The sequence below is a fragment of the Anaeromyxobacter oryzae genome (assembly GCF_023169945.1).
In the GTDB taxonomy this organism is placed as follows: domain Bacteria; phylum Myxococcota; class Myxococcia; order Myxococcales; family Anaeromyxobacteraceae; genus Anaeromyxobacter; species Anaeromyxobacter oryzae.
Genome location: NZ_AP025591.1, coordinates 6,209,035 through 6,225,015, shown reverse-complemented (window position 1 = coordinate 6,225,015; position 15,981 = coordinate 6,209,035). Strand labels below are relative to the sequence as shown.

The 15,981-nt window shown below is 70.9% G+C and carries 15 protein-coding genes and 5 tRNA genes; 1 reads left to right on the top strand and 19 read right to left on the bottom strand.

Going from position 1 to position 15,981, the window contains the following annotated elements; genetic code table 11:
• Window positions 1-19: 19 nt before the first annotated feature.
• The 12 genes from secE to dnaK all read right to left on the bottom strand — a co-directional run bounded on the left by secE (window position 20) and on the right by dnaK (window position 6,792).
• Window positions 20-412 (bottom strand): preprotein translocase subunit SecE, encoded by a 393-nt coding sequence (gene secE, locus AMOR_RS27350; RefSeq protein WP_248356344.1) that lies wholly within the window; start codon window positions 410-412, stop codon window positions 20-22.
• Window positions 413-476: 64 nt separating this feature from the next.
• Window positions 477-553, bottom strand: a tRNA-Trp gene (locus AMOR_RS27345).
• A gap of 15 nt (window positions 554-568) precedes the next feature.
• Window positions 569-727 (bottom strand): 50S ribosomal protein L33, encoded by a 159-nt coding sequence (gene rpmG / locus AMOR_RS27340; protein ID WP_248356331.1) that lies wholly within the window; start codon window positions 725-727, stop codon window positions 569-571.
• 12 nt (window positions 728-739) lie between these two features.
• Complete coding sequence (tuf, locus tag AMOR_RS27335) at window positions 740-1,930, bottom strand: elongation factor Tu (RefSeq protein ID WP_248356329.1); 1,191 nt, start codon at window positions 1,928-1,930, stop codon at window positions 740-742.
• A gap of 61 nt (window positions 1,931-1,991) precedes the next feature.
• Window positions 1,992-2,067 (bottom strand) — tRNA-Thr (locus tag AMOR_RS27330).
• A gap of 22 nt (window positions 2,068-2,089) precedes the next feature.
• A tRNA-Gly gene (locus AMOR_RS27325) sits at window positions 2,090-2,165 on the bottom strand.
• Between the two features lie 51 nt (window positions 2,166-2,216).
• Window positions 2,217-2,299: transfer RNA gene (locus tag AMOR_RS27320), tRNA-Tyr, on the bottom strand.
• A gap of 45 nt (window positions 2,300-2,344) precedes the next feature.
• Window positions 2,345-2,420 (bottom strand) — tRNA-Thr (locus AMOR_RS27315).
• Window positions 2,421-2,559: 139 nt separating this feature from the next.
• A complete protein-coding gene (gene rlmB / locus AMOR_RS27310) occupies window positions 2,560-3,297 on the bottom strand; it encodes a 23S rRNA (guanosine(2251)-2'-O)-methyltransferase RlmB (protein ID WP_248356327.1) in 738 nt (245 codons plus the stop codon).
• Window positions 3,298-3,303: 6 nt separating this feature from the next.
• Window positions 3,304-3,759: a hypothetical protein gene (locus tag AMOR_RS27305; RefSeq protein ID WP_248356325.1), complete on the bottom strand. Its 456-nt coding sequence runs from the start codon at window positions 3,757-3,759 to the stop codon at window positions 3,304-3,306.
• Between the two features lie 56 nt (window positions 3,760-3,815).
• Window positions 3,816-4,757: an ATP-grasp domain-containing protein gene (locus AMOR_RS27300; RefSeq protein ID WP_248356323.1), complete on the bottom strand. Its 942-nt coding sequence runs from the start codon at window positions 4,755-4,757 to the stop codon at window positions 3,816-3,818.
• 142 nt (window positions 4,758-4,899) lie between these two features.
• Window positions 4,900-6,792: a molecular chaperone DnaK gene (gene dnaK, locus AMOR_RS27295; RefSeq protein WP_248356315.1), complete on the bottom strand. Its 1,893-nt coding sequence runs from the start codon at window positions 6,790-6,792 to the stop codon at window positions 4,900-4,902.
• A 277-nt stretch (window positions 6,793-7,069) separates the two neighbouring features.
• Between dnaK and AMOR_RS27290 the strand changes: the two genes are divergently transcribed.
• Window positions 7,070-8,131: a diacylglycerol/lipid kinase family protein gene (locus AMOR_RS27290; RefSeq protein WP_248356267.1), complete on the top strand. Its 1,062-nt coding sequence runs from the start codon at window positions 7,070-7,072 to the stop codon at window positions 8,129-8,131.
• Between the two features lie 19 nt (window positions 8,132-8,150).
• Here AMOR_RS27290 and AMOR_RS27285 read toward each other — a convergent pair whose 3' ends face one another.
• From AMOR_RS27285 to AMOR_RS27255, 7 genes are all read right to left on the bottom strand, one after another.
• The gene (locus AMOR_RS27285) at window positions 8,151-8,444 is read right to left on the bottom strand and encodes an HP0495 family protein (protein WP_248356265.1); all 294 of its coding nucleotides are present in this window, start codon (window positions 8,442-8,444) and stop codon (window positions 8,151-8,153) included.
• 98 nt (window positions 8,445-8,542) lie between these two features.
• Window positions 8,543-9,865 (bottom strand): PhoH family protein, encoded by a 1,323-nt coding sequence (locus tag AMOR_RS27280; protein ID WP_248356263.1) that lies wholly within the window; start codon window positions 9,863-9,865, stop codon window positions 8,543-8,545.
• A 107-nt stretch (window positions 9,866-9,972) separates the two neighbouring features.
• Window positions 9,973-12,249 carry a diguanylate cyclase gene (locus AMOR_RS27275; RefSeq protein WP_248356261.1) on the bottom strand — a complete coding sequence of 759 codons (2,277 nt, stop codon included), beginning with the start codon at window positions 12,247-12,249 and terminating at the stop codon, window positions 9,973-9,975.
• Complete coding sequence (locus AMOR_RS27270; RefSeq protein ID WP_248356259.1) at window positions 12,246-12,542, bottom strand: FtsB family cell division protein; 297 nt, start codon at window positions 12,540-12,542, stop codon at window positions 12,246-12,248. Before AMOR_RS27270 ends, AMOR_RS27275 begins: the two co-directional genes overlap by 4 nt.
• 70 nt (window positions 12,543-12,612) lie before the next feature.
• On the bottom strand, window positions 12,613-13,686 hold the full coding sequence (locus AMOR_RS27265; protein WP_248356257.1) for an HlyD family secretion protein: 1,074 nt from the start codon (window positions 13,684-13,686) through the stop codon (window positions 12,613-12,615).
• A 1-nt stretch (window position 13,687) separates the two neighbouring features.
• Complete coding sequence (locus AMOR_RS27260) at window positions 13,688-15,307, bottom strand: DHA2 family efflux MFS transporter permease subunit (RefSeq protein WP_248356248.1); 1,620 nt, start codon at window positions 15,305-15,307, stop codon at window positions 13,688-13,690.
• Window positions 15,304-15,912, bottom strand: coding sequence for a TetR/AcrR family transcriptional regulator (locus tag AMOR_RS27255; RefSeq protein ID WP_248356238.1), 609 nt, complete (start codon window positions 15,910-15,912; stop codon window positions 15,304-15,306). The genes AMOR_RS27260 and AMOR_RS27255 overlap by 4 nt, the downstream gene beginning before the upstream one ends.
• Window positions 15,913-15,981: the final 69 nt, after the last annotated feature.

Sequence of the window (15,981 nt, the reverse complement as noted above, 5' to 3'; positions counted from 1 at the left end):
CCGCCAAGACAGGGGCGGCTCAGTACAGCTGCGCGCTCAGCCAGCCCCAGACGACATCGAAGAGCCCCAGGACCAGGGCCGCGACCGCGGACGCGACGATGACGGCGACGGTCGCCGCCCTCGTCTCGCGCAGGCTCGGCCACGTGACGCGGCGGAGCTCGAGCGCGATCTCGAGCGACACCTGCTGCGTCTTCGGGATCCGCCAGACCACGATCGCGGTGATCGCCGCGATCCCGAAGCCGACGACCGTGGACACGTTCCAGTCGCTGAAGACGTTCCGGTCGTTCAGGCCCGCAGCGTTGAACACGAGCTGCAGGACGCGTTCGAGGAAGACTCCGAGCGCGATCGCGGCGAGCACGTAGAAGATCGCGACGATGCGCCTGGGCTGCTCTACCCCGCCGACGTTGTCCATGGTGGTGCCTTCGGCTTCGTGGTGAGGCGGGGTCGCCTCCGTCGACGACCCCGCCTCGTGGTTCTGGCAGGCCAGGAGGGATTCGAACCCCCAACCCGCGGTTTTGGAGACCGCTGCTCTAGCCGTTCGAGCTACTGGCCTATCTCGGCGCTCCCGCTACTTCGTCTCCTTGTGCTCCACGTGCTTGCGGCAGCGCGGGCAGTACTTGGAGAGCGTGAGCTTGTCCTGCGTCTTCTTCTTGTTCTTCGTCGTCGCGTAGTTCCGCTCTTTGCAGGTCTTGCACTCGAGCGTGATGATGCTGCGATTCCCGGCCATGACTTCCTTCCTTTACTGGATGACCTCGGCGACCACGCCGGCGCCCACCGTCCGCCCACCCTCGCGGATCGCGAACCGCAGCTCCTTCTCCATCGCGATCGGGGTGATGAGCTCGACCTCCATCGTGATGTTGTCGCCCGGCATCACCATCTCGACGCCAGCCGGCAGCTGCACGGAGCCCGTCACGTCCGTCGTGCGGAAGTAGAACTGCGGCCGGTACCCGTTGAAGAACGGAGTGTGACGACCACCCTCCTCCTTCGTGAGCACGTACACCTCGGCCTTGAACTTCGTGTGCGGCGTGATCGAGCCCGGCTTCGCGAGCACCTGGCCGCGCTCGACCTCCTCGCGCTTCAGGCCGCGGAGGAGCGCGCCGATGTTGTCGCCCGCCTGCCCCTCGTCGAGCAGCTTGCGGAACATCTCGACGCCCGTCACCACCGTCTTGACCGTCGGCTTCAGGCCGACGACCTCGATCTCCTCACCGACCTTCACGATGCCGCGCTCGACGCGACCCGTCGCGACCGTGCCGCGGCCGGAGATCGAGAACACGTCCTCGACCGGCATCAGGAACGGCTTGTCCGTCGCGCGCTTCGGCGTCGGGATGTAGCTGTCCACGGCGTCGAGCAGCTTCTGGATCGCCGGCTCGCCGAGCTCGCCCTTGTCGCCCTCGAGCGCCTTGAGCGCCGACCCCTTGACGATCGGGATCTCGTTGCCCGGGAAGTCGTACTCGGAGAGCAGCTCGCGGACCTCGAGCTCCACGAGGTCGAGCAGCTCCTTGTCGTCCACCATGTCGACCTTGTTCAGGAAGACCACGATGTACGGCACGCCGACCTGGCGGGCGAGGAGGATGTGCTCACGCGTCTGCGGCATCGGGCCGTCCGCCGCCGAGACCACCAGGATGGCGCCGTCCATCTGCGCCGCGCCGGTGATCATGTTCTTCACGTAGTCCGCGTGGCCGGGGCAGTCGACGTGCGCGTAGTGCCGCGCCGCCGTCTGGTACTCCACGTGGGCGGTCGCGATGGTGATGCCGCGCTCGCGCTCCTCGGGAGCCTTGTCGATCTGGTCGTAGGCCATGAACTGCGCCATGCCCTTCGAGGCGCAGTACTTCGTGATGGCGGCCGTGAGCGTGGTCTTCCCGTGGTCGACGTGCCCGATGGTCCCGACGTTCACGTGCGGCTTGTTACGCTCGAACTTCTCCTTGCCCATGGCAACGCTCCCTGCTGTTTGCGCGAGTCGCTCGTCCCGGCCCGACCCGCGTTGGAGTTACTGGAGCCCTCGTCCAGGATTGAACTGGAGACCTCGTCCTTACCAAGGACGCGCTCTACCAACTGAGCTACGAGGGCCTGTTCCTCGATCCGACCTCACTGGAGCGGGAAACGGGATTCGAACCCGCGACATTCAGCTTGGAAGGCTGACGCTCTACCAGCTGAGCTATTCCCGCAAGTTTTCCCGCGAACCTCTCTCTTCGACACCAGCGAGCTGAAACTCTGAGTGGAGGGGGGTGGATTCGAACCACCGAAGGCGTAAGCCGGCAGATTTACAGTCTGCTCCCTTTGGCCGCTCGGGAACCCCTCCGATGTCTTCGCGCTCTCCTCGACTTCGCGTGAACCCCAGCGCTCCTGGAGCTGGCGGTGGGATTCGAACCCGCGACCTGCTGCTTACAAGGCAGCTGCTCTACCAACTGAGCTACGCCAGCAAGATCTCTCCGGAAAACCGCCCTCGGTACCGCCTGCTCGACCCGGGGGCGTACTACTGCCGTCCAAAAGTGGAGCGCGGTCTTTAAAATGACCTGCCCCATGTTGTCAAGGACGGAATTCGACCGCCGAATCGGGCGGCTAGGTCCCGCGCTGCCGAGCGGCCTCGTAGAGGCCGATCGCGGCCGACGCGGAGACCGAAAGGCTGTCCAGCTCCCCTGACATGGGGATGCTGGCGGAGAGGTCGCAGGTCCGGCGGACCAGCGGGCGAATCCCTTCCCCCTCGCTGCCCAGGACGAGCGCCGTCGGGCCCTTCAGATCCACCTTCCCGAGCGGCCGGTCGCCGTCCATCGCGAGCGCGACCGACCACACCCCCGCCTGCTTCAGCTTCTCGATCGCCTGCGCCACGTTGGTCACCCGGGCGATCCGGGTGCGCTCCACCGCGCCGGCGGACGCCTTCGCCACCGCGGGCGTGACGCCGACCGCCCGGTCCTTCGGGATGACGATCCCGTGGGCGCCGAGCGCGTGCGCCGAGCGGATGATCGCGCCGAGGTTGTGGGGGTCCTCGACGCCGTCCAGCACCACCAGCAGCGGCGGGCGCCCGCTGGCCGCGGCGGCGGTCACGAGATCGTCGAGGTCCGCGTACGCGAAGTCGGCGACGACGGCGACGACGCCCTGGTGCCGATCGGTGCCGGCGAGCCGGTCCAGCTTCTGGCGCGGCGCCGTCCGGAGCTTCGCGCGAGAAGCGCGCCCGAGCCGCTCGAGCTCGGCGAAGGCGGCGCCGCGGCTCCCGCCCTCGGCGAGCCAGAGCTCCGCGATCCCCTCCCCGCCCGCGCGCAGCAGCTCGCGGACCGGGTTCATCCCGTAGACGATCCGCACGCGCGCCTACTTCGCCTTCACCAAGTACACGACCTGGCGATCCTGCGGCAGGCACACCTTCGTCTCGGTCGTCTTCGGGTCCTCGATGCACACCGCGAACTTCACCTGCGCTCGGATCTCGTGCTCGCCGGGGCTCACGACCTTGAGCGGCACCTCGAAGCGGATGCCCTTCCGGTCGAGCTGGGCGGCGTCGATCTTCGAGAGCGCGGACTTCCCCACGGACACGCCGCTCGCCGCCGTCAACGTCACCTTCACGGGGAACGCCGTCTCGAGGTGGGTCGGCGCGTCCTTCGTGCCGGTGGGCACGATCGCCAGCACGAGGCGGCCGTCCTTGCCGGGCGCGACCTGCGCGGTCGAGCCGGCGGTGTCGATTTTCGCGAGCTGCGCCGCGTCGGGGATCTCGGCGGCTCCCGCCTGGGCGACGACCGCGAGCAGCGCACCGACGACGAATCCTGGGCTCATCGGACCTCCGGGAAGGACCGGTCTCGTACCATGGACGGACCGGGCGGGCCACGCATTCAAGAGGCCCGGCCGCCGGCCGCCGCCGCGCCGTTCCGCGCCCGCCGCCGGGCCGCCGGGGCCCGGATCTCGGCCAGCGAGATCGCCCGGTCCACGATCCGGCCGGCGGCGTCGACCCCGCACGCCGTCTCCGCCTCCTTGATCGAGGGCGAGCTGTTCACCTCGAACACTCGCGGCACGCCCTTCACGTCCAGCATGTCGACGGCGCAGACCTCGAGCTGGAGCACGCGCGCCGCCTCGATCGCCGCCCGGGCGTAGGCCGGCGGCAGCTCGATCCGCTCGAACCGGGCGCCCCGGCGCAGGTTCCGCGAGAACCGTCCCAGCGGCGCGCTCCGGCGCATCGCCGCGACGACCTCGCCGCCGACGACGAGCACGCGCAGGTCCCGCCCCTTCGCGCCCTTCAGGTACTGCTGCACGACGATGTTCTGGCCGAGCCCGAGGATCGCCTCGAGCGCCGCCTCGAGCGACTGCAGGCTCTCGCAGATCATCACGCCGCTCTTCTCGCTCGTGGAGAGGAGCTTCACGAGCACGGGGACGCCCCCCACGAGCCGCACCATCTCCTTCAGGCCCGACGGGTCGCTCGCCATCACCGTGCGCGGTACCCGGATGCCGGCGGCGGAGAGCATCTGCAGGCTCCGCATCTTGTTGCGGCTCGCGGCGATCCCGTAGGCACCGTTCAGCACCGGGACGCCGATGAGCTCGAGCTGGTTCACGACGGCGAGGCCGTACTGGTGGATCGAGAGCCCGATCCGCGGAACCACCACGTCGGCGCGGGGGAAGCGGCGGCGGCGCCAGTAGACGGCCGGCGCGTCGTCCCCGAGGCCCATCTCCACCTCCAGCGGATCGACGACGCGGGCGACCAGTCCGCGCGCCTCCGCGGCCTCGACCAGGCGGCGGGTCGTGTAGATCTCGGAGGAGCGGGAGAGGACGGTCAGGTTCACGGCGCCGGGATGGTAAGGCGCGCTCCCCCGAAAAGCGAGGCGCGTTCGGATCGCGCCCCGCGTCCCCGCGCGGCGCCGCCCGAAGGAAAGAGGGCCGCCCGGGTGTCCGGACGGCCCTCCGATCCCTTCGCGAGGACGCGCGCTAGACCTGCTTGAACTCCGCGTCCACGACGTTCTCCTTCTTCTTCTCCTCGCCGCCGGGCGGGGGCTGGGCGGCGCCCGGCTGGCCCTCCGGCGCGGCGGTCCGGTAGAGCTCCTCCGCGGCCTTGTGGCTCGCCTTCTCCAGGCGTTCCATCGCGGCCTTCACCTCGGGGGCGCTGCCCTTCTCGCGCACCTTGTGGACCTCCGCCACCGCGTCCTCGATCTCCTTCGCGGTCGCGGCCTGGAGCTTCTCCCGGTTCTCCTTGAGGAGCTTCTCCATCTGGTAGGCGAGGTTCTCGGCCCGGTTCCGCTGCTCGACCTCCTCGCGCCGCTGCTTGTCCTCGGACTCGTGCGACTGGGCGTCGGCGACCATCTTCTCCACCTCGTCCTTCGCGAGGCCGGACGAGTGGCTGATGGTGATCTTCTGCTCCTTCCCGGTGCCCTTGTCCTTCGCCTGGACGTTCAGGATGCCGTTCGCGTCGATGTCGAACGTCACCTCGATCTGCGGCATGCCGCGGGGCGCCGGCGGGATGCCCTCCAGGTGGAAGCGCCCGAGGGTGCGGTTGTCCCGCGCCATCTCGCGCTCCCCCTGCAGGACGTGGATCTCCACCGACGTCTGGCTGTCGGACGCGGTCGAGAACGTCTCGGAGCGCTTCGCCGGGATCGTCGTGTTCCGCTCGATGAGCCGGGTCATCACGCCGCCGAGCGTCTCGACGCCGAGCGACAGCGGGGTCACGTCGAGGAGGAGGATGTCCTTCACCTCGCCGGAGAGGACGCCCGCCTGCACCGCGGCGCCGACTGCGACCACCTCGTCGGGGTTCACGGTGCGGTTCGGCTCCTTGCCGAAGAACTTCTTCACCGTGTCGATGATCTTCGGCATGCGCGTCTGGCCGCCGACGAGGACCACCTCGTCGATCTGCGACGGCTGGAGCTTCGCGTCGGCCAGGCACTTCCGCGTCGGCTCGATGGAGCGCTCGACGAGGTCCTCGACGAGCTGCTCGAGCTTCGCGCGGCTGAGCTTGATGGACAGGTGCTTCGGGCCGGTCTGGTCGGCGGTGAGGAACGGCAGGTTGATCTCGGTCTCCGTCACCGAGGAGAGCTCGATCTTCGCCTTCTCGGCCGCCTCCTTGAGGCGCTGCAGCACCATCTTGTCCTTCGAGACGTCGATGCCGGTGTCCTTCTTGAACTCGGCGATGAGCCAGTCGATGATCCGCTGGTCGATGTTGTCGCCGCCGAGGTGCGTGTCGCCGTTCGTCGCGAGCACCTCGACCACGTTCTCGCCCACCTCGAGGATCGAGATGTCGAACGTGCCGCCGCCGAAGTCGTAGACGGCGATCTTCTCGTTCTTCTTCTTGTCGAGGCCGTACGCGAGCGCCGCCGCGGTGGGCTCGTTGACGATGCGGCGGACGTTCAGGCCGGCGATCTCGCCGGCGTCCTTCGTCGCCTGCCGCTGCGAGTCGTTGAAGTAGGCGGGCACGGTGATCACCGCGTCCGTCACCTTCTCGCCGAGGTAGTTCTCCGCCGCCCGCTTCAGCTTGAGCAGGATCTGCGCGCTGATCTCGGGGGGCGAGTACTGCTTGCCGTCGATCTCGATCCGGGCGTCGCCGTTCGGGCCCTCGACGACGTGGTACGGGACCCGCTTCATCTCGTCCTGCACCTCCGAGAAGCGGCGGCCCATGAAGCGCTTGATGGAGTAGACGGTCTTCTCCGGGTTCGTGATCGCCTGGCGCTTCGCGACCTGCCCGACGAGCCGCTCCCCTTCCTTCGTGTAGGCGACGACGCTCGGGGTGATGCGAGACCCCTCCTCGTTCGTGATGACGACGGGGTCCTTCCCCTCCATCACCGCAACCACGGAGTTCGTGGTGCCGAGGTCGATGCCGATGATCTTGGCCATGGTTTGAAAGTCCTCCTGGACGGGGGCGAACGTAAGTCCGCGTCGCAGCCTGTCAAACCCGCCTCGCCCGCCGCCCCGCCGGCGGCCGGCTGCGCTGCGTAGCGCGCTACGCGCTGCCACCATCCCGACGCGTCGCACGCCCCTGTGCCCTCCGAGCGGGACGCGCGTAAGTCACTGAATCGACACGTGTGCGACACCCTGACGCGCCGTGGCACCGGCCTTGCTCAGCAACCGGGACATTCCCGTCACGGCCTCCAGAGGGGCTTCCATGCTTCGAATGGTCGTCAGCGCCGAGCGTCACAGCGAGCAGGCCCTCTTCGGGCCGCCCGCCGAGCTCGCCGTCCTCCTGAACGCCAACGCGAAGCAGGTGAACGCGAGCGTCCGCGAAGCGCTCTCGTCGCTGGTCCCGCACGAGCACCTGTTCCTGTCGCGGAGCCCGGACGAGGCGAACGCGATCGCCGAGGAGGTCGTCGCCCGTCGTTACCGGACGGTGTTCACGGGCGGCGGCGACGGGACGTTCGTCTCCTGGGTGAACCGGATCCTCGAGAGCGCCGATCGCCGCGCCGCGCGCCCGCCCCGGTTCGGCGTCCTCGCGCTCGGCACCGGGAACGCGGTCGCCGGAATGGTCGGCGCGACGCCCCGGCGCCACGTCCAGGACCTGACCCGCTACCTGCGGGGCGAGGTGGACCGCGTCCGGCGTCTCGACCTGCTCACCTGCGACGGGCGGCGGACACCGTTCGCCGGGGTCGGCGTCGATGCCGCGGTGCTGAACGACTACAACTGGGTGAAGGGCCGGCTCGCCGGGACGCCGCTGCGGTGCCTCGGGCTCGGCGGCTGCGGGTACGGGCTCGCCGTCGCCCTCCGGTCCGTGCCCCGCGCGATCCTCGAGCGGCGCCCCAGCTACTGCGAGATCGTGAACGTGGGCCGCCCGGCATGGCGCCTCGACGCGCGCGGCAACCGCATGGGCCGCCCGATCGGCCACGGCGAGCTCCTGTACGCCGGCCCGACCATGCTCGCCGCGGCGAGCACGGTCCCCTACTACGGCCTCGGTCTCAAGGCGTTCCCGTTCGCGGAGAAGGCGCCCGGGATGATGCAGCTCCGCGTCGGGACCGAGATCGGCGTCGCGACGCTGCTCATGAACCTCGGGCGCATCTGGTCCGGCGACTTCTCGCACGACGGGCTCCTCGACTTCCACGCCGAGCGCGTGGCGCTGCGCTTCGAGCGCCCGGTGCCGCTGCAGGTCGGCGGCGACGCCGAGGGCTGGCGCGACGAGGTGACGTTCGGCATGGCCGATCGCCCGGTCGAGGTCGTGGACTTCGGCGCGCGCGCGGCGGCGTGATCTCCCGCGCCCGCTCCGCTCACAGGTAGTACACGACGCGCTCGTCCTCCCAGAGCGCCTGGTACACCGCTCGCCGCTGGTCCTCCGACGTGAGCCGCACCGCGACGGAGACGGAGTGGTACTTCCCTCCGGAGCTCTGGCGCGTCACGACGTCCTCCGCCGGCGCGCTCCCGACGACGCGCGCCACGAGGCGCCGCGCGTGCTCGGCGAAGTCGTCCGCGGCGAGCCCCATGATCTTGAACGTGTAGCGGAGCGGGTAGTCGAGCGTGGGGTGCGCCGGCTGCCCGCTCGCAGGGAGGGCTCGGTTCGTCATGCACGGAACCTAGTGCCGCCGACGGGCCTGTCCAGCCCGGCCGGGGACGGCCGGCGCCTCGCGCGACGGCCGCCGCCTCGTCCCGGGTGGCGCCGGGGCTACAGCAGGTTGGCGGCCAGCTCGGCGAGCGGGCTCCGCTCGCCCTTCGACAGCGTCACGTGCCCCGCGAGCCGCTCGCTCTTGAACCGGTTCACGACGTGGATGAGGCCGTTGTTGGTCTGGTCCACGTAGGGATTGTCGATCTGGTACGGGTCGCCGGTGAGGACGATCTTCGTCCCGTCGCCGACGCGCGTGATGATGGTCTTCACCTCGTGCGGCGTGAGGTTCTGCGCCTCGTCCACGATGATGAACTGGTTCGGGATGGAGCGGCCGCGGATGTACGTGAGCGGCTCGATCTCGAGGATGCCGAGGTCGAGCAGCTCGTGGTAGCCGCGCCCGGCCTTCTTCTCGGAGCGCGACAGGTTCATGAGGTACTCGACGTTGTCGAAGATCGGCTGCATCCAGGGGTTCAGCTTCTCCTCGACCGAGCCGGGCAGGTACCCGATGTCGCGGCCGAGCGGGAAGATCGGGCGGGAGACGAGGAGCTTCTGGTAGACGCCCTCCTCCATCGTCTTCTGGAGGCCGGCGGCGATGGCGAGGAGCGTCTTCCCGGTGCCCGCCTTGCCGACGATGGTGACGAGGCGGACCTCGTCGTTGAGCAGCAGGTCGAGGGTGAAGGACTGCTCCTTGTTGCGCGGGCGGATGCCCCAGACGCCCTCCTTGGGCGTCTGGATGAGCTTCACGAACGCCTGCTTGGACGCGCTGTACTTGCCGACCGCGGAGTGCTGCGGGTTCGTCCGGTCGCGGAGGACGACGAACGCGTTCGGCGGGGGCGGCTCGAGCCCCTCGGGGCCGGGGATCGCGCCCGTCGAGTAGAAGTCGTTCACCTGCTCCGGCGTGACCTCCAGCTCGGAGATGCCGCTCCAGAGCTCGTCGAGGACGACGCCCTCCACGTCGTAGTCCTCGGCGTGCAGCCCGAGGGCGTCCGCGCGGATGCGGAGGTTCGTGTCCTTCGTCACGAACACCGACGGCGTGCCCTTCTCGCGCTCGGCGAGCTCGAGGGCGACCGCCAGGATCTTGTCGTCGGTCGAGTGGCCGTCGCCGCTGCCGTGGGGCAGCTTCCGCTCGGCCATGAGGACGCGGATCAGGCCGAGGTTCTCGCCGAGGGAGACCCCCTCGCGCAGCTTGCCCTGCGCGCGGAACTCGTCGAGGTAGCGGGAGACCTGGCGCGCGTTGCGGCCGAGCGTCGAGAGGTCTCGCTTGAAGTTGTCGATCTCCTCGATGACGTAGATCGGGATGACGACGTCGTTGTCGCCGAAACCGAACATGCTGCGCGGATCGTGGAGGAGGACGTTCGTGTCGAGGACGAAGTTCTTTCTCAAGCCGGTCCGGCTCCTCGCTGGAATCGCCGCGCGCGAGCCGCTGCGGCGCGAGGTCACTCTAGCAGGGGGCGGGGGCGAGCGGCCACCGCGACGAGCACGTGCGGCGCCTAGCCCGCGGCCCGGCGCGGCGCCCGCAGGCTCGCCGCCGAGACGCTCTGGTTCCGGCCGTGGCGCTTCGCGTGGTAGAGGCAGCCGTCCGCGCGCTCCACGAGCTCCGCCTTCTTCGTGCCGTCCTCGGGGAACGTGGCGACGCCCAGCGACATCGTGACCCGCAGGGGGCCCTGCTCCGTCTCGAAGACGAGCTTGCCGATGCGCTCGCGGATGCGCTCGGCAATGACCATCGCGCCGCCGGTGTCCGTCTCGGGCATGACGATCGCGAACTCCTCGCCGCCGTAGCGCGCCACCACGTCCGTGGTGCGCGCGTCCTTGCCGAGCGTCTTCGCCACGCCGCGCAGCACCTGGTCGCCGACGGGGTGGCCGTAGGTGTCGTTCACGGACTTGAAGTGGTCGATGTCGCAGAGGATGAGCGACATCTTCTTCCCGTAGCGCTGCGCCTGGGCGAGGTGGCCGTCGAGCCGCTCCTGGAAGGTGCGGTGGTTCACGAGGCCGGTGAGGCCGTCCGTCGTCGCGAGCCGCTCCGTCTTGTCGAAGAGGTGGGCGCGCTCGAGCGACTGCGCGGCGTGCATGGCCACGACGTTCAGCTGCCGCACCGGCTCCGGCGCGTAGGCGTTCCTGCGCTCGGCTCCGAGCACCAGCGCCCCGACGGGCCGCTCTCCGACCCGGAGCGGCAGGATCTTGAGCGACGTGAGCCCCTTCAGGCTCACGTCGCCGAAGACCGGCGTCTTCGCGGGATCCGGCGCGGCCACGGGCAGGATCATGTCCATCCGGATCGCGGAGCCGACGAGGCCCGAGTCCACCGTGAAGGCGTGGCCCTCGAGCGCACCCTTGCCGTGCTCTCCTCCGAACACCCGCACCACCCGCACCCGCGTCTCGTCGTTCTCCTCGCGGAGGACGATCGCCGCGAAGTCGACGGGCACCATCTCGCGCGCGACCTCGAAGAGCGCGTCGAAGACGTCGGCCGGCTTCTGCGTGCGGTTGAGCCGCTCGATGGAGCGGTAGAACCGGTCGGTCTCGGCGCGGCCCTGCTTCACGTCCTTGATGAGCCGCTCCGCGTCGATCGCCCGGAGGATCTCCGCCGCGAGCCTGGCGAGGAGCCGCTCGTCGTCGTCGCAGAACGGGACCGCCTCGAGGCGGTCGACGACGACGACGCCCCGCACGAACCCGCCGCGCGGCTCGAGGAGCGGTACGGCGAGGAGCGCCCTCGGCCGCATCCCGTCGCCGTAGTACGTCGCGCCCTTCACCTCGCCGTGAATGCGGATCGCCCGCCCCTGCCGGACGGCGGCGCCCAGGGCGCCCTCCCCGGCGGGGAACGGCTCCCGCGCGATCGCCTCGCTCGGCGAGCGGCAGTCGCGGAGCACCAGCTCCTTCTCGTCGTCGGACAGCCAGAAGAGCGCGCAGGTGTGACACCGGAGCGCCGCCTCGGCGACCTCGAGCGCGCCGCCGACGGCGGCCTCGATCTCGATGACCGCGCCCTCGAGCCAGCGCCGATCGCGCTCGTCGCGATCCTGCGCGTCGTCGGGCGCCGCGACGGTGAGCCGGTACGACCGGGCGAGCTGGTCGATCTCCTTCATCCGCCGGTCGATGGCGATCCGCTCGTCGCGCCGGCTGGCCGCCACCTGCGCGGCGAGGACCCCCCAGTACAGCACCGCGAACACGGTCACGAACCCGGAGTGGACGATGGCGTCGGGGAGCTCCCAGCCGCGCGCGCCGTGCGCCGCCCAGACCAGCAGCTCGAGCGCGACGGCGAGCCCCACGAGCGCCGCGCCGACGCCGGGGGCGAGGAACGCGACGAGGAACGCCATCACCAGGTAGACCACCGCCTGGAACGCGGACTCCCCGTGCCCCGCGGCGGCGCTCTGCGCGAGCACGTACGCCGCGACGACGAAGACCGAGCCGAGCTCCAGCTGCTCGCGATAGGTCGCCGCGTCGCCCGCGGCCGTGCGCGCGACGCGGCGCCACACGACCGCGCCGAGCGCGACCGCGAGGACCGCCATCGCCGAGATCTGCGGCCACCCGAACAGCGGCGCCTCGAACACGCGGAGCGGGACGAGGGCCCCGAGGCCGACGGCGGCGATCGCCGGGAGGCTCCGCGCGACGAAGCGCGCGCCGCGGCGGCGCGCGGGGGCGCCGAGGAGCCCCAGCTCCGAGAACACCGCGGCGTACAGGCGGACGAGCACCGGCCGCGGCCGCTGCAGCGCGAGCCGCCGGCGCACGCTCGGGGTCGCTCCGACCGGCGCGCGCGTCGGCGTGGCGGCCGACGTCACGGGGCCCCTCCCCGTTCGCCGAGCACGTAGACGCGCTCGCCTGGCCGGACGTACCGGAGCTCCTCCCGGACGGCGCGCTCGACGGCGGCGGGATCGCTGCGGAGGGCGTGGACCTCCCGCGCGAGGCGGGCGTTCTCGGCGGCGAGGTGCGCGTTCTCGCGCCGCATCGACTCGACGTCGCCGGAGAGCCGCTCGTACCGCCGGAGGCCGGACGGATCGAACGCCGACAGGGTCGCGAGCACCGCGACCCCGCCCACGTACACCCACCACCGCCGACCGCCGATCCCGGCCATGCTCAGGAGCCTCGCGGGACGACCGTAGCAGCCCGGCGGGGCGCGTCCAGAAATCGGCCGCGAGCGGTCGCTATCGCGTATGGACCGTCACGAACGCCGACAGGCCGGCGCGGAGCGGCAGGTCGGCGGGCGGGTTCACCCATGCGATCCGCACCGGCACGCGCTCGACCACCTTCACGAAGTTTCCGGACGCATTGTCGGGCGGCAGCAGCGCGAACCGCGCCCCCGTCCCGCCGGAGACGCTGTCCACCGTCCCCTCGATCTTCCGGCCACCGTAGGCGTCGATCTCGACGTCCACCTTCTGGCCGCGGTGGATCCCGCCGGTCTGCGTCTCCTTGAAGTTCGCGACGACGTAGGTCCGGTCGGGGACGAGCTGGCCGAGGTTCTGGCCGGGCTGGACGATCTGCCCTGCCCGCGCCCCGAGCCGGGAGACGACCCCCGCGGCGGGCGCCTTCACCACCGTGTAGGAGAGCTGGAGCTTCGCGGCGTCGACGGCGGCCTCCGCGGCCTTCACGCGCGCCCGCGCGAGCTCCGCGTTGGCGAGCGCCGCCGCGTACTGGGCCCGGTTCGCGCCGGCGCCGGCGCGGGCGGTCTCGCTGCCGATCCGGGTCGCGTCGAACCGCTCGGCCGCGATGGCGTCGCCCGCCTTGAGGGCCTCGGCGCGGCGCAGGTCCAGTCCGGCCTTCTCGGCCTCGGCCTCGGACTTCGTCACCGACGCGCGCGCCCCGGTCACCTGGGCGTCCGCGGCGGCGGTCTGCGCGCGCGCCGTCTCGAGCTCGGCCTGCGCCTGCCGGACGCGCACCTGGTAGTCGGCGTCGTCGAGGCGGAGGATGGGCTGCCCGAGCGTCACCGGTGCGTTGTCGGCGACGAGGACCTCGGAGATCGTGCCGGCGACGCGGGGCGCGATCGGCACGACGTCGGCCTCGACCTGCGCGTCGTCGGTGCTCACCTCGCCGCGCGTGAGGTATCCGTGCGCGCCGAACGCCGCGCCGGCGAGGAGCGCGACGACGCCGACGACGAGCAGGACCCGGCGCTTGCCGCGACGCGGCGGCGCGACCGGCTCTGCGCCCGGCTCGTTGACGACGGGAGCCTCGGTCGGCTCGGGGCGGACCTCGTGCAGCTGGGGATCTCGGGGGGGCGTCATTTCACATCTCCATCTCGACGTGGACCTTCTCTCCCGATCCACGACGGTTCACCTTCAGGAAGAAGAGCAGCGGGAGGACGCAGAGGAAGCAGATGCCCGTGAGCAGGAGCACCTGCTCGAAGGCGATGACCATGGACTGGCGGGTCACGATCCCGTCCAGCGCCCGGAGCGCCGCCTCGCGGGCGGACACGGGATCGAACCCGCGCTGGGCGAAGCCGGCGGCGAGCGCGGACAGCCGCTCCTGCACCTCGGGCCGGTCCGGCGAGAGGTGCGCGACGAGGCTCCCGCGGGCGTGCGAGCCCCAGCGCGAGAGCAGCGTCGCGAAGATGGCGAGCCCCATCGACGCGCCCACCTGCCGGAGCAGCGAGTTCAGGCCGGTCGCGTCGGCGAGCCGCGCGCGCGGCACGTTGGAGAGGGCGGCGGTCGTGAGCGGGACGAACAGGAAGCTGAAGCCGATCCCCTGCACCAGGATGGCGCGGGTGATGCCCTCCGACGAGGACGCGAGCGTGATGTGCGACACGTCGTAGGCGCCGTAGGCGACGAGGAGGACGCCGATCCCGATGAGCAGCCGCGCGGAGACCTTGCCGTAGAGCCGGCCGACGAGCGGCGTCACGAGCATCATCACCAGCACGCGCGGCATGAGCGCGAGCCCGGACTGCATCGCGGTGAACCCGAGCAGCTCCTGCATGAACAGCGGCAGGAGGAACATGCTCGCGAGCAGGATCGCGAACATCACCGCGCCGATCAGCGTGCCGGAGGTGAACACCGGGTCCTTGAAGAGCCGGAGGTTCACCGCGGGCACCTTGGCCGTCAGCTCGCGCCAGACGAACAGGGCGAGCGCGGCGACGGAGAGCAGCGCGCAGACGGTGATGAGGCTCGAGTCGAACCAGTCGTTCTGCTGCCCCTCCTCGAGGAAGAACTGCAGCGCGGCGAGACCGACGGCGAGGAGCGCGATCCCGAGCCAGTCCAGGTTGCCGCGCAGCTCCTTCGAGGCGGCCTGGTTCGCGGCGCGGATGTCCTCCGGCTCGTGCACGAACCGCCAGACCATGAACAGGCCGAGCACGCCGACCGGCAGGTTGATGAAGAAGATCCACGACCAGTGATAGTTGTCGACGATGTAGCCGCCGAGGGTCGGGCCGATGGCCGGTCCCACCATCACGGCCATGCCGAACAGGGCCATCGCCATGCCCTGCTCCTTGGGCGGGAAGGTCTGGCGCAGGATGGCCTGCTCCGTCGGCTGGAGCGCGCCGGCCCCGAACCCCTGGAGCGCGCGGAAGATGACGAGCTGCTCGAGGCTCGAGGCGACGCCGCAGAGCGCCGACCCGACGATGAAGATCGCGAGGCTCAGCATGTAGACGCGCTTCTGGCCGAAGAGCCGGCCGAGGAACGCGGTGAGCGGCATCACGATCACCGTCGCGATGGCGAACCCGGTGGTGATCCAGGTGATCTCCTGGACCGTGGCGCCGACCGCGCCCCGGATCTGCGGCAGGGCGACGTTCACGATCGACGAGTCGATGGCGCCCATGAGCGTGCCGAACGTCACCGACACCGTGACGAGCCACTTGTTCGTCGCGGGGCGCGCCGGGGCCGCCGCCATCGGGAGGGTCGCCGCGGTGCTCACGCGCGCGCTCCCCGGAGGAACAGCTCCACCACCGCGGGCGCGTAGGCGTCGAACGAGCCCCGGCCCTGGAGCGCGAGGAGGATGGACGCCCGCGCGATCCCGACGAGCCCCGCCGCGAACAGCCTCGCGCCGTCGTCACGCAGCTCGCCGGACGCGAGCCCGCGCTCGACGACGCGCTGCGCGCGCGCCTGCAGCTCGTCGAGGAGCGTCGACGAGGGCCGCATCCGGGCGGGCCCCTCCCCGGCCTGCACCAGCGCAGAGAGGAACCGGCCGTGGGCGCGGGCGTGCTCGACGAGCGCGTCGAGGAAGGCGCGGACCTGCTCCTCGATCGGGCGGCCGTCGGCGGCCGCGAGCGCGGCGTCGGCGCGGTCGAGCAGCGCCTCGCACCGCGTCCGGGAGAGCGCGCCGAGGAGCCCCTCCTTGTCCGAGAAGTGGTTGTAGACCGTGCCGACCGCCACGCCGGCCCGCGCCGCGATCTGCTCGACGCGCGCGGCGTGCAGGCCGTCCTCGGCGAACACCTCCTCGGCGGCGGCGAGGATCGCCTTCGCGGTCTCCTCGCGGAGCCGATCCCTGAGGCGGGTTACGCCGGCTGAAGCGGTCGTCATCTTGATGAATCTCCGTTCATCGATTGAACGGGATCTAGCCACTTGAACGAGCCGCGTCAACCTGACGCG

Coding starts and splice junctions, on each gene's coding strand:
- secE (WP_248356344.1), bottom strand. CDS start 412: ATGGACAACGTCGGCGGGGTAGAGCAGCCCAGGCGCATCGTCGCGATC.
- rpmG (WP_248356331.1), bottom strand. CDS start 727: ATGGCCGGGAATCGCAGCATCATCACGCTCGAGTGCAAGACCTGCAAA.
- tuf (WP_248356329.1), bottom strand. CDS start 1,930: ATGGGCAAGGAGAAGTTCGAGCGTAACAAGCCGCACGTGAACGTCGGG.
- AMOR_RS27305 (WP_248356325.1), bottom strand. CDS start 3,759: ATGAGCCCAGGATTCGTCGTCGGTGCGCTGCTCGCGGTCGTCGCCCAG.
- dnaK (WP_248356315.1), bottom strand. CDS start 6,792: ATGGCCAAGATCATCGGCATCGACCTCGGCACCACGAACTCCGTGGTT.
- AMOR_RS27290 (WP_248356267.1), top strand. CDS start 7,070: ATGGTCGTCAGCGCCGAGCGTCACAGCGAGCAGGCCCTCTTCGGGCCG.
- AMOR_RS27285 (WP_248356265.1), bottom strand. CDS start 8,444: ATGACGAACCGAGCCCTCCCTGCGAGCGGGCAGCCGGCGCACCCCACG.
- AMOR_RS27270 (WP_248356259.1), bottom strand. CDS start 12,542: ATGGCCGGGATCGGCGGTCGGCGGTGGTGGGTGTACGTGGGCGGGGTC.
- AMOR_RS27265 (WP_248356257.1), bottom strand. CDS start 13,686: ATGACGCCCCCCCGAGATCCCCAGCTGCACGAGGTCCGCCCCGAGCCG.
- AMOR_RS27255 (WP_248356238.1), bottom strand. CDS start 15,912: ATGACGACCGCTTCAGCCGGCGTAACCCGCCTCAGGGATCGGCTCCGC.